The sequence below is a fragment of the Streptomyces capparidis genome (assembly GCF_054782095.1).
The window spans coordinates 423756-437355 of record NZ_BAAGTD010000001.1 but is presented as its reverse complement, the minus strand read 5'-3'; the positions used below and the strand labels follow the sequence as shown (position 1 = coordinate 437355).

5 protein-coding genes are annotated in these 13600 nt (G+C 68.7%); 2 read left to right on the top strand and 3 right to left on the bottom strand.

Going from position 1 to position 13600, the window contains the following annotated elements:
• Window position 1: 1 nt before the first annotated feature.
• From ACYVO2_RS01955 to ACYVO2_RS01945, 3 genes are read right to left on the bottom strand one after another with little or no spacing between them, the layout of a single operon-like run.
• Window positions 2-3247, bottom strand: a complete 3246-nt coding sequence (locus ACYVO2_RS01955) for a helicase-related protein (protein WP_461005729.1) — start codon at window positions 3245-3247, stop codon at window positions 2-4.
• A complete protein-coding gene (locus tag ACYVO2_RS01950; RefSeq protein ID WP_461005728.1) occupies window positions 3244-5166 on the bottom strand; it encodes a UvrD-helicase domain-containing protein in 1923 nt (640 codons plus the stop codon). Before ACYVO2_RS01950 ends, ACYVO2_RS01955 begins: the two co-directional genes overlap by 4 nt.
• A complete protein-coding gene (locus ACYVO2_RS01945) occupies window positions 5163-9983 on the bottom strand; it encodes a DEAD/DEAH box helicase (protein ID WP_461005727.1) in 4821 nt (1606 codons plus the stop codon). The genes ACYVO2_RS01950 and ACYVO2_RS01945 overlap by 4 nt, the downstream gene beginning before the upstream one ends.
• Window positions 9984-10537: 554 nt before the next feature.
• On the opposite strand from ACYVO2_RS01945, the gene ACYVO2_RS01940 reads away from it, so the two are divergent.
• Complete coding sequence (locus ACYVO2_RS01940) at window positions 10538-12631, top strand: helix-turn-helix transcriptional regulator (RefSeq protein ID WP_461005726.1); 2094 nt, start codon at window positions 10538-10540, stop codon at window positions 12629-12631.
• Window positions 12628-13599: a hypothetical protein gene (locus ACYVO2_RS01935; RefSeq protein WP_461005725.1), complete on the top strand. Its 972-nt coding sequence runs from the start codon at window positions 12628-12630 to the stop codon at window positions 13597-13599. Before ACYVO2_RS01940 ends, ACYVO2_RS01935 begins: the two co-directional genes overlap by 4 nt.
• Window position 13600: the final 1 nt, after the last annotated feature.

Genomic DNA, 13600 nt, shown 5'->3' with positions numbered 1-13600 from the left:
GTCAGCGCTCCTGCCGAGTGTTGTCGAGGAAGAGAGTGGCCTGCGCGTCGACGTCACGCAGGCTCCAGAGCGTGTCCCAGCCCGCGGTGTCCTCGGACTCCTCGTCGAGGTCACCGAAGCCTCTGAGCAGAGCGGGCATGCGCGTGCCGCGCCTGGCCTCGTACACCAGTTGCGGGTGCACCTCCGCCTCCGCCCGCCACCACTCGATGATCTCGTCGATGCGGTGGGCGGTCGCTTTTCGCTCCGCGCTGTCGACGGATCCGACCCGGTCGAGGATGAGCGGACGCACGACGGAACGGATCTCGTCCGCGAAGCCCTCGACCTCGGCGGCAGCCCTGTTGTCGGTGGCAGCCGGTATCAGTAGCCGGGTGAGCGCGACGATCACCGCGTGGAGCCCGCGATCGCGGGCTCGCGCCGAGAACGGGGTGACGCTCGTCGACTCGACCTCACGGTAGAGGGCGGAGTGAAAGCGGAGGAAGTTCTCGTAATGGGAGCGGTCCCGGGACCGGGCCGCGTTGAACATCACGGCGACGAGACCGGGGTGGCGTCGACCGACACGGCTCGTGGCCTGGATGTACTCGGCGGTCGTCTGCGGCTGACCCATCACTGCCATGAGGCCGAGACGGTCGATGTCGACGCCCACGGAGATCATGTTCGTCGCCAGCAGGATGTCCAGCACATCCGGGTCGGGAAGCGCACGCTCGAGCTGCTTCAGGTGCCGGGGGATGTCGCTGGAGTCGGCCCGGCTGCTGAGCTCGATGTGAGCGATGGTCGTGCGGGTCGGCTTCGCGCCGGCGCGCTTCGCGAGCATCCCGAGCCGATCCTGGACGTCGTCGAGGACCTGGAGCTCGGCGGCGGACAACAGACGAAGACTGTTGAAGTACCCGACCAACGTCCAATAAGCGTCCCGCACCTGCGGGTCCGCCTCCGCTCGTGCGGCGGCGTCCAGCAGTGCCGCATATGTGCGGACGAGAAGCGTGGCCTGGCTCGTGCTCGGAGTGAGCAGGCCGACATAGCGGCGTGAGCCCTTGGTGTCGGGCGGGGCCTCCACGGCGAACCAGGAGTCCCGGGCATCGAGGCCGGCGGGCGGGAATTGGGCCACGCGTCGGTTGAACAATGCTCCGACCTGGTCGGACGCACGTCGGATGGTCGCCGTGGAGGCCACGACCTTGGGTCGGTCGGACAGGACGTCGACGGCCGTCTCGTACAGCCCTGTCAGGGTGCCGAGCGGTCCCGAGATCAGGTGCAGCTCGTCCTGCACGATCAGCTCGGGCGGTTTGACGCCATCACCCCGATCCAGGTTGAAAAGAGCGCCCGTCGCAGAACGCCACGGCAGAGAGGCGAACTTGTCGACGGTCGCGATGATCAGAGTCGGGTGCGCCTCGTACACCGCTTCGTCCACCAGGTGCACCGGAAGCCCGAGGTCCGTGCCGAAGGCGCACCCGGTGTTCGGGCAGCGCACGAGCATCCGGCACTCTTCCTCGCGGACCTCGTAGTCGCCCACGTTCAGCCCCTCGCCGCACCAGGGGCAGGTGTGAAGTTGGACCGGGTTCTCCTTGGTCAGGGATTTGGTGGGAGTCTTGCGCAGCTCGTCCAGACGCTCCCGGGCACGCTCCAGTCGGTTCGGGGTCGCAGACGTGCCGACCCACATGCCGATGGACACGGGGTCGGTCCCGAGTTCGCCGCTTCGTTCACGACGGATGCATTCCATGGCGCAGATCAGGGCCGTGGCACGTTCGAACTGCTGGAGGGTGAGCAGACGAAGGGTGTACCGCATGAGGACCGTGACACCGGCTCCGTTCTCCCCGTCCCGCAGCCGCCGGTGGAAGGCGGTGAACGCGATGAGCCCGAGGTACGCCTCGGTCTTGCCACCGCCGGTCGGAAACCACAGCAGGTCCGCGATGCCCCGGTCCTCGTGATCCGGGTCCACGATGCCTTCCAGGCAGAGCAACAAGAAGGCGATCTGAAAGGGGCGCCAACGACCACTCGTCGGGTCCGGGACGCCCTCGCGCCCGCCCTTGATCCAGGCTGTGCGGGCCCGTTGATCCGCCATCGCACGGTTCGCCAGGCGAAACGCCTCGAAGATCGCGGGTCGGTCGGTGTCCGCCAACAGGGCGACACCCCGCCGCATCCGGGCGAGTGCCGCCCGACACGACTCGATCTGTTGCCGGGCCACAGACTCGTGCTCGGTGCCGGCGAGCCCCGCGGCCTCGGCGGCGCGGGCGCCGATCCACTCCTCGTACCCGTCGAGCAGCCGACTCAGCACCTCCACGGCCTCGTGGCGCGACGCGCGCCAAAGGCCGTGCATACCCAGTGCCGCGTCGTCGATCTCCGGATTGGAGTCCGTCAACAGCACCTCGTGAGTGGGGAGGAACTCGGTGCGGACAGACGGGACCGAAGCCCGCTCGGGCATCGGGGAGCGGACGGGTGGTGCCTCCCAGTCCCAGGCGACGGAGCAACCGTGGCCGGTCGCGAAGTGCGGGGCGTGGCGGTACAGAAGTCTGTTCAGGGCCTGTTCGTCGTCGACCGTGCCCGGGCCGCCCACGCGCTCGACGAACGGACGCGCGCCCTCGGGGCCGGAGATCTCCAGCTCCGGCTGGAAGAAACAGTAGGCGTCCTGCAAGTCGTACTCACCGACGCGGAAGGTGTTGACCAAGGTCATGGTCACCGTCACGGTCCCGTCGTCGGCGGCGGGGCGGACCAGCACCCGTAGCTCGAGCCCCTTCCGCAACGTGTCCTTGTGGACGCCGGCGGAGGTGACGTCGATCGACACCGACTCACACGCGATCGGCACCCGGCGCCACCGCTCCTTCTGCTGCTCGGTGCTGCGAGCCTCGCCGCGCCTTGCCTCCACGGGACGGCCGTCCTCGTCCTCGGGAAGGTAGAGCGCGGCCCGTGCCGTCGCCCGGACGGTGTGCGCCACCCCTGGGTCGACCGCGAAGGTCAGTCCCATGGACGAAGGCTTGCGGCGGTTGGCCAGGGTCACACCCAGGTCGGTGGTGTCCTGCTCGATGTCGTCCCCGCTGACGACGTCGGGAGGTGTGTCCGCATCCGCGCCCTCCTCGTTGCCCGGACCGGCGAGCCCCTCCGACTGCGGGAAGAGGACACCGATGGGGTACGCGGTGACGGGTGCGTCGGTGGCGAGGATCTCCTCCTCCCCGCCCTGCGGACCCAGGAGGTCGGCTCGCAGGGTCGCACGCAGATCCCTGCGGAGCCTGTAGTGCGCGGTGTGTGGTGACACGGTCACGAGTGGGGGTGTCCTTCCGGGACGCTCTTTGCGTGGGACCAGTCGAAGCGGCCGAGCCCGCACAGGCGCGGGGCGAACCAGACCCCCCGATCACCCATGCCATGACGTTCGGTGAGGGTGGGGTCGCCGACGACGGCCTCCAACGTGTCCACGCGCAGACCGAGAATCCGGTAGGGCCACTGCTCGACTCGATAGGCCCGGGACTGCTGCAACAGCAGGTACAGGTCGCTGCGGAACCGCTTCGAGACAACACCGATCGGTCGGCCGTCATGGAAGATCCCGTACGGCGGGGTCTCATCCGAGCCGGGCAGGTCGTGAAGGCGCCGCAGTTCCACCTCGTCGCCGGAGCGGACGGACCCCAGCAGCAGCTTCTCGACCTCGATGGGGTCCGCCACCGACTCCCCCGCACCGGGAGGCGCCTCGTGGCAGACGTCCCACTCGGAGGCCTCCAGTCCCTTCCGCACCCACCGCTCACGACCGCCGACGTACCACCGACCCGTCGAGAGGAGGCGGCGATCGGCCTTGCGCAGCATCCAGGTCTCGGGACGGGTGAGGCGATAGATGTCATCGCGGGCACGGGTCATGGCCACATAGAGCAGCCGCGCCTCAGCGGGGGGATCCTCGGCCCGTCCGCGGCGAGCCGACAACGCCTCGGGCTCGACGATGAGCACCCGGTCGAACTCCAGGCCCTTGGCCCGGTGCACGGTGGACACGACGACCCGGTGCGCCGGGGGCACGGTCAGTTCGTCGGGCACCCCCGCCTCGGCGACGACCCGACGCAGCGCCTCCAGATCCAGTTGGTTGCGCGCGCCGGGGGCCACCCGCCGCAGGGCACGCCAGGCGCGGGCGGGCTCGGCGTCGACCGACATGGGCAGTTCCGAGACGACCTCGGCGAAGCGGTCCTCGGTCATTGCCGCGGCACCGGTCGCGCGCAGGAGTCCGCCGATCCACGCCGGTACGGGACGTGTCCGGAGCGAGCGCTGGATGTGGTGTGGCACCTCATGGCTGTGCAGCCGCTCGGACATCGCCAGTACTTGGCCGTTGTCACGACACAGGATCGCGGTGGTCCCCTCGTAGTGGCGGAGCGAATCGCTCACGAACGGCTCGCTCAGCTCACCGAACCTCGGCGTTTCGAGCAGGTGCGCCCGAAGCTCCGTGTGGATCGCCGCGGCAGCGACGTCGGCCTTCGCTTGATCCGAGGGCAACTCCTGGAGTCGCACGCCGTACGGCAGCGCGACACGTGCCTCGGGGGTGCGGGCCCGAAAATTGTCGGTGAGGGACACCTCGATCAGGTCGTCTCCGAAGGAGAGACGCACCCATTCGAGGAAACGATTCGCTTCCCGAGTTCGCTCGCCGGGCTCGGACACCTGGAAACCGTAGATCGACTGGGCGGCGTCACCGACGACCGTGAAGCCGCAGTTGTCGGCGAACCGATCGAGCACTGCCTCGACCAGCTCACGCCGCCCGCCCACGAGGTCCTGTCCCTCATCGATGATCACATGGGCCGGAATGCCCTGCTCCAGCGTCTCGATCACGCCCGCCTCGATGGCCTCGGTGGCACGAACGATGCGTTCGTCGAACGTGCGGCCTGGCACGTCGGCCCGGTCGGGATACTGCCGGCGCAGCAGGCACGAGGCCCAACTGTCGAAGGTTTGGGCGCGGACCCGACGGGCGGCTCCGGCCAGACGGTCCACCCGGCCGCGAAGCTCTCGGACCGCTGCCCGTGAGAAGCTCAACACGAGGATTTCGGCTGCCTCCAGCTCCTCCACCCCGGTCAGGTGCTCGATCCGGTACGCGAGGGTGGTGGTCTTGCCGGCGCCCGCGCCGGCCGTGACCAACATGCGAGCATCCCAAGGCTGTGCCACGACGCGCTGCTGATCCGGGGTGAGCCGGAGCCCCACCCCATCGGTGATGGTCACCGCTGTCCCTTCCGCCAGAGGTACTCGAAGTCGGTGAACGCGAGTTCCTTGTGGTGATTCGTGATGTTGTCGCGAACGTCGAGAATCAGGCAGGACTCCTTGCCGCCGTTGCGGGGACCGCGCAGGCCGCGCCCGATCATCTGCTGGTAGCTGTTCGCGCTGTAGACCGGCCGAGCGATGACCACCGCGCGGGTCGCGGGCGCGTCGAACCCCTGGGAGAGCACCCCGTAGTTCGTGATGACCCGTACGGCACCCCGCCGGAACGCGTCCACCCGCTGACGACGCTCCGACGCCGGAGTCGCGGAGTCGATGGCGGCGGCACGAATGCCCAGGTCGCCGAGCTTCGCGGCCAGGAACTTGGCGTGCTGGACCGAGGTCGCGAACACGAGCACCGGCCAGTCATCCGGCAGGCCGGCGATCTCCTCCACAAGAAGCTTGTTGCGGGCCTCGTTCTCGGCGAGACGCTGCTCGGCGCCCTTCGGGAGGAAGCCGCTGAACTCCTCCATCATCGCCAGCTCGTCGGCGTTCAGTTGCAGCTCCGCACCCGGCAGCTCCCGATGCTCCACCCGAGCGAGCACCCCCAGCGCCTGAAGGGCGGCAATCGGCTCGTCCGTGAAGATTCCCTCGTCCAGGCGGCGGTCACCGAAGCGCTGGACGAGGCGACGGGTCAGGTCCGTGTCGTTCCTGAAGGGCGTCGCCGTCATGCCGACCAGATGCCGGGACGTCTCCCGGTGCGTCAGTCCCAGTTGCTCCAGGATCTGCGTGTACTGGGGGGAGATGGCGACGTGTGCCTCGTCGACGAAGACGGAGGAAGCCTGCCTCAGCCACGCGTACTCGTCCGTGTGAAGGCACATCCGCAGCTTGGCGTCGGTCGCCACGACGAGGTGGGGGCGCCCGGTGACAGGCGTCGCGGAGTTGGTGTGCCACAGTCGATCGATCACCAGCGACTGCTCCGGCCCGACCTTCTCCCAGACGAACTTCCAGGACTGAACGGCCTGCTCACACAGCTCGTTGGTCTGGGCGATCCAGAGAATCGGCCCCTGTGGGGTGCCCGAGTCACGGATCCACCGGATCACGCCCTCGGAGACGACACGTGTCTTGCCCGCGCCGGTGGGCAGGCTGAGCATCGCCCGCTGGGCGCTGCCCCGGCGCAGCAGGTCGGTGAGACGGCCGGCGAGCTGCTCCTGGTAGGCGTGGAGGGCGGGGAACTCCCTGGGGCCCTCCACCTCCTCCCGCATCGGCGGCGAGGGCAGCCGCGCTCCGGCGAACGCGTCGGGGAAACCCAGGTCGGTGACGAACTTCAGGGCGGCGGAGCCCCCGTCGAAGCGTGTCGGGGCGTTCGGGAACCGCGCCGCGATGTCCTTGGCGTGCACCCGCAGGATGCCGTCGTCGTGCGCGTTGTACGCCATTTCCGCCAGCCGACGGGCACCCGGTTCGTGTCCCGTCTCGGAGACCTCGCTGTCCACGAGGCCCGTGGGCAAGCCGGCCCGCAGATCGTCGGCGCCGACGAGCAGGGCGATTTTGTCGATCACGCCGGTGGCGCGCCGAATTTCGTTCAGACGGGCCTGGAAGGCGGCGTCCTCCTGTTGCCGCCGGTGGACCTCTATCAGCGATCGACACCCCTTGGCGCCGAGCCCCCAGCCGAACTCGCGATCCGCGAGGACGAGCGTCTCTTCGAAGGAGGCGCCGTCGGGCACCAGGACGGTGTTCTCCTGCCGGGCGCTGCCCAGGGCAGTGGTGGTGGTGCCCTGCGGTGTGCGTATCACCTTCTCCAGTTCACTGCATCGCTGGAGGAGCAGACCGGTCGCCTTGGCCCCCAGCCGTTGCCGCAGCGGCGGGTACTCGTCCGTCAGCGGCAGCGCCGGACCGCTGGGGACGGCCCGCACCCGCTTCTCGATCACCTCGGCGACACGGCGCATGCCCCACTGCCGGATCATGTACTCGGCCTGCTCGAGGTCCTCCTCCGAGGCGACCAGCAGCGCCGGGTGCTCCGCGCGGATCAGCTCCTCGTACTCGTCCCTGCTCACGGCCACCGCGATGTCGCTGTCGGGTCGCAGCTCCCAGCGCTCGCCGACCCGGCAGCGCACGACCTCCTCACGAGCGACGAGTTCCTCGGCCACCCGTATCAGCAGCGCGTAGGTGCTGCCCACGTACGCGTCGTCCGTGCTCTCCTTGACCGCTTGCAGCAGCCGGGCCCAACGGGTGGGCTCGACTTCCTCCGTTCTCGTGGGCAACCCCAGGCGCCGGGCCTTCTCCGGGCTGATCTCCGCCACCGGGAGCACGTTGGCGTACACGGAGAGCTGGGGTCCCACCGCGTCCCTGACGGGGACCAGCCCCTGGGAGGTGTTCACCGTGCCGTGGGCCCGCAGGAGCCATCGGATGGGGGACGGCACCGCCTTGCGGGTGCTGACCGTGCGCCCGATCTGGCGTGTCCAGTTCTCGACCAGCCCCTCCTCGGGGAGGGTGGCCAGGAACTCCGCTTTGCCCTCGTCGGACAACCGCTCGAACAGGTGGAGAGGACCGGCGACCGGCGCCCCCTCCAACTTGACGGTCTGGACCTGGACCCTGTTGGCCCGGGCATCGAGCTGTGCCACGTACGCCTCGTGCATGGCCCGGTGATAGGCGGGGAACCAGCTCTCGTTCTCCGGCCGGTGGCCGCGGGTCGGGCGGTCGGTCATGCCCAGCTCGCGCAACACGGCCAGGTCGTCGGTGTGGAATCGGATGTCGACGGTCAGCGTCTTGTCGCGCGTCCCGTCGGAGGGGACGACCGGTCCGGGCAGCAGGCAGTCCTCGAGTGACCGGAACGGCCCGGCGACCGTCTTGACCCGCAGCGTCGTGGTGATGTCCCGCACCCGCGCGCGAATCGCGGGCACCTGAACGGGTCCCCCGGCACTGCGCAGCAGCTCCCAGAACCGAGTCCACGACTCCGGGGTGTATCCGCGGAAACCCTGGTCGAGCACGCTCTCGAACCGTCCCTGGGAGTCTGCGCAGTGGATGCCGATCCGCTCCAGGTGAGGAAGCATCGTCGGGTCGTCGGAGATCCTCTGGTCGACGTAGACGAGGTCGTCGCGCAGGCCGTCCTCGACGGAGCGCCGGAACACTCGGCCGGCCACCGGAGCGACGAACCCGTGCTCCTCGGTCAGCACGATCTCCGCCTTGCGGGCCTCCGCCGCGAGAGCCTCGCGCACGGGGTCACCGTCTGCCAGGTCATGGGCGAGCAGGCGGGCCAGTACGCGGATCGCCGCGGCCGACGCCTCGGCGGTGCCGTCCTCGACCAAGGCCTCCAGCCAGGCCCGGATGGTCTCGGTCTCCTTCGCCGCGGCGTCGAGGATGTGCTTCATCTTGCCGCGTCGCAGGGGTACGGCCTCCACGGAGTGGTGGACCCAGTTGCGGGGCCGCCCAGGGTAGGCGGCCCACAGCGCCAACGACTCCTTGGTGAGCTTCTCCGGATGGATGCGCAGCTCACTCGGTGCTCGGAGAGCACCATCCTGATCGGGCAGTGAGGGCCGCACCGCGGACAGCTTCCAGACCCGGTCGGTCAGGTATGAGCAGGCCCAGTTGGGGGACTCCTTGGACCGTCCCGGCAGCAGCGGCAGGTAGGCGGCCGGGTCCTCGGGGACCACGAGTTCCGGCAGGGAGTCCACGATCAGTTCGGCCGCCACCCGCAGGAGCTCCCCGTTCAGCTCGCTGCTGTCGAGCAGGTTCTGCCGGTCCTCGTTCGTCTTCCAGGCCGCGTTCAGCGCACCGCTGAGCGTGGTGGGGTACTTGGTCGGGAAGAAGGACCAGAAGGTGCCGCGCTCGTTCGGCACCTGGCGCAGTCCCTGTCCCTGCTCCCCGTCGACGACGGTGTACTCCGGGACCGCCCACGAGACGTCGATGGTCACCCGGTCGTGCAGCTCACCGGCGCCCCTCCTGGATTCGTCACTGACCTGATGGGCGTGGGTGAAGACGCGGTACCGCTCCGAGCGGGCCTTCGCACCGGCCCGCGACTCGTGGATCGTGTGGAACACGCCGTCGTGGTCGACGGTGATCTCACGCCTGACGAACGGCATCCGACGGCGGTCCTCGAGCAGCACCGTCCCCACATGGTGGGAGAACAACTGGAACTGGTGCGGGAACTCCCGTCCGGAGGCATCCTGCCTGGGCTTGGCCGACTGCTGGATGTCCTCGCCGAGACGCTCGGCGGCCCCCGGCAGCAGCGGCAACCGGACGACCGTGGTCGCCCACTCCAACATCTGGTTCAGGAGAGTGTCCTGGGCGCGCTCACGCACCACGTCCAACGGACGCGCAAGGCGCAGCACCGGTGTGTCGCCAACGGAGTCGAGCGGCGGCATTCCCCTCCGTGCCCGCCCTTCGTTGACGGCCTTCAGGATCTCCTCCGCGGCCCAGTCCGCGTCGAAGCCGAATGCCTCGGCTCGGCCGAAGAACTGCGGCGTCCGCGTCACCGACAGCACCGACTTGACGCCGACGCCGAAGCGTCCGATCTGCCCACCCCGCTTGCGCGACACACCCATGCGCAGGATGGTGTCCGCACCCTCGTCCGTGATGGGCAAGCCCTCGTTGGCGCAGTACAGGTGCTCCTCCGTGAGGACCACGTGGATGCGTCCCCCCTGGTGGTCGGGATGGCGGAGCTCGTCGGCCGCGTTCTGCACCAGCTCGAAGATCTGGCGATCACCGTAGCCACCCTGATGGATGCGGCGCTCCCCGTTGGCGTCCTCCTCTACGCGGTCGGGGTTGAAGGCGTACGTGCCGAGGGCCAACTCGGTCAGCTCGGCGACTTTCCTCAGGACGGACTTGTCCTCGGAAGACCTGTTCACGGGAGTGCTTTGCTCCTTGTGGGCTGGCAGCGGGTGTGGAGGGACACCCACCGGCTTCGGTTGCGGCGGTGGCGCGAGGACGGCGCCGCGCGCGGGCCGGGCACCGTGAAGACCTGAAGAGGCAGGGACTCGAATCAAGACGCAGCCCGGTGCGTGACCGGTTTCACGGTGACGGTCGCCGGTGCACAGGGTGCGCAGCAGGTTTCAGAGACAGTCGAACGGCAGCCCCCGGAAGCATGACAAGTGGACTCGCACCGGCCCAACACCCGCTTGGGTCACGCTAGTTGGCGTCGGTTCCCCCACCGGTGCCGGTTGACGGTACTCGCCGTGGGGCGTGATGTCCAAGCGACCCCGACGAGGATCACGTGACCGTATGCACCCACATGTTGATCGAAAGTGATCACTCCTGATGGGATCGACAGCGATACGGATAGCCGACACCCTTGGCGTACAACGTTCTTTGACAAGGGAGGGGAACGTCAAATGCCGCTGGTAGTCTGATCTCCGGAGCTCTCAGGGAGGGCCGGCAGACCCACGAAGGGCGTCACGCGACCATGACGGAAGAACAGACGGAGGCGTTCGGTCCTTGGTTGGGCCGGCAACTGCGGCGGGCCCACATGTCACAGGCCCAACTCGCCCAGCGACTGGGGCTGACCCGCGCCGCGGTGTCCGCATGGATCACCGGACGCGCCGAGCCGCGGGAGGAGACCAAGCGGGCCATCGCCCGGGTTCTGGGCACCGACGCGGCCTCGATTCACAACCGTACCGCCGACGTGCCGACCGGCCGCTCTCCCGAGTGGCACCACCGCCACGCACACGCCGACGGGGGTCGCGAGTACGGGAACGCGGCGGCCTTCGCCTTCGAGGCCGACCTTGCCGTCCTGGCCAGGGAGGCCACCCAGAACTCACTCGACGAGCGCGTGGACCCCGCCAGGCCGGTCAGGGTGCGCTACACCCTGCACGAGCTCGACGGTGAGCACCTCGACCCCTTCCTGAAGGCTCTGCGGTGGGAGGAGTTGCGGCCCCACTACGACTCCGCCGCCTCCGCCGAGCAGAAGGTCTCCCGGAGCCTGCGCGCCGCCTTGGACGACCTGGACGAGAGCAGGTCACTGCTCCTGCTCAGAGTGGACGATCACAACGCCGCGGGCCTCACCGGACCCGAGTACGAGGACGGTCGGTTCGCCGCCGTGGTGCGCCGGCAGCTCGACAGCCACAAGCAGACCGGGGGAAGGGCGGGCGGATCCTACGGACTCGGCAAGGCCACCCTGTGGGCCACCAGTCGCTTCGGTCTCGTACTGATCAATTCGACCCTCTCCACGCCCCACGAGGGACGTACCTCGCCCCGGCTCATCGGCCGACTGGACCTGCCGTGGCACGAAGTCGGCGGGAAGGCCTTCGCGGGCCCCGCCTGGTTCGGCGAGCCTGACACCGAACCGGATCACGCCGGTGTCTCACGCTCCTGGTGGGCCGACGAGCGGACCGTTCGCGACCTGCACCTGGAGCGGCCGACCGACGATCCCGGCACATCGTTTCTCGTCGTCGGCGCGCACGACGCCTCCGGGGACACCGAAACCCTCCAGGAGATGCACGACAAGCTGGTGCGGTCACTGGCCGACGGGTTCTGGGCCGCGATGATCGGCGGGCAGGGCAAGGAGCCTCTGCTGGAAGCAAGGGTCGTCACCATGCGCAACGGCAGTGTCCTCATCCCCGAGCAACGCGTGGACCCCCATGCCCACCACGCGGCGCCGGCCAGGGCCCTCCAGGCGTACCTGGACGGCGAGACCGTCGACGCGCTGGTCTCCGGGGAGCAGGTCGCTCGTGCCGATGTGCCCCTCCTCGTGCCGCCACTCAGGGGCGCGGGCCGTGTACCGCAGGAGGGACGGGAGCACCGCGCCGTTCTTCTGCTCACTCCGGCGGACGACAACGACCGGCGGATCAACCATGTGATCTGCATGCGGGGCAATCGCATGACGATCATCGAGAGGAGGCCACGCGATCTCCCCCTGGGGGCCGTCCCGTTCCAGGCGGTCCTGCTGGCGGGTTACGCCACCGGGCGCCAGGGCGAGGACGTCGAACTCGCGGAGCGCTTCCTCCGCGCCTCGGAGCCTCCCGAGCACAACAAATGGGACCGCACCGAAGAACTCACCACGATGTACGCACGCGGCGCGTTGTCCCGTCTCCGTGAATTCCACGCCGAGATCGACAAAGCCGTGCGCGGGCTGGTGGGCCGCCGGGATGCGCCCCGACAAGACGCACCCGCGGTCCTGCGGGAACTGCTCAGGCTGGACGGGGCAGGCACCGCTCGGCGCGTCCAGGGCAATCCGCGGGTGCACGGCATCCAGGCCCGTGTCGAGGACGGCGGCGCCTGGCACGTGACAGTCGACCTCAGACTGCCCGACGCCGACGATCCGTGGCTGCTCACACCACGCGCGAAATTCGACGTCCGCTCCGGAGGGCGTCCCGGAGTCGAATGGGAATTGCTGACCGCATCCGAGAACTGCCGCGTCGACAACGGGAACATCATCATCGAACCGGGGGTGCGATCGGCCGTTTTCGTCGGCGTGACCGATCCCTCCACCCACCCGGTGAAAGGCGCCTTTTCTCGTCTGATCGTGGACGTCCAGAAAGCGCGCGGAGGTGAGCAATGAAACCCGCTTTCCCCTACCCGACCCTCTTCGGCGACATCGCCTTGGAGGTCATGGCCGTCACCGTGGACGGGGCGGAGCTGCCGTACTCGAACATCTCCAAGTCCGAACGCACGGTCGCCCTGCACCGCGCCGGCCGGGAGAAGTGGGACATGGCCACCCTCCGTCTGAAGGCGACACTGCCCGAACGGGAGATCGCCGAAGGTCCTTGGTCCGACCTCGCGTGCCTTGCGGTGCTCTCCGAGAAGGCGACGAACGCCCGCGTCACCGCCCGACTCGCCCCCGACGGGGACGGCCATCTGCGCGGGAGCATCGAAGTGCACAGGGACCTCCACCTCAGTCGGGCCACGCTCTCCCTGACATTGGTGGGCACCGTCGGTGGCGTGGTCGGACGCGTCATCGGCGCGACCAAGGAGAACTGGTACGTCGACCTCAAACTCGACACGCCCGTACGGCACCGTGAGGTCGAGATCGTCCGGACCGACTTCCGGGAAGGCCCTTACGAATGGCTGAGGCCCTTCAAGGAATCCCCGTGGATCGTCGATACCACCGGAGACATACCGACCGTCTATCTCAACGTCACGGCTGTCGAAGGGTTGACGGAAGTCCTCGACGGAACGGGAGGGACCACCGCGGAGAAGCTCCTTCGGGAGACGACTGCCGGACAGATCGCACAGGACGCCTGGATCGCCATGTTCCACAGCGCCATCAGCGACCTCGAACTCGACGAGGACGGCACACCGGTCATGCCCACCGGCTGGCGCGAATCCGTGCTGCGCATGATGTTGCCGGACGTCCTACCGGGTCGACAGTTGACCGACGCCCTGTACGAAATCGACAAACGTCGCGTCGACGGATTCGGATGGTCCGAACTGCAAACCGGGATTCATCACGCCGCAGGCAGACGCAGTCGACTCACCAGGAGACTGACCAGTGCCGTGCGCTCCGTCGAACATGCCGAAAGCGACTGAG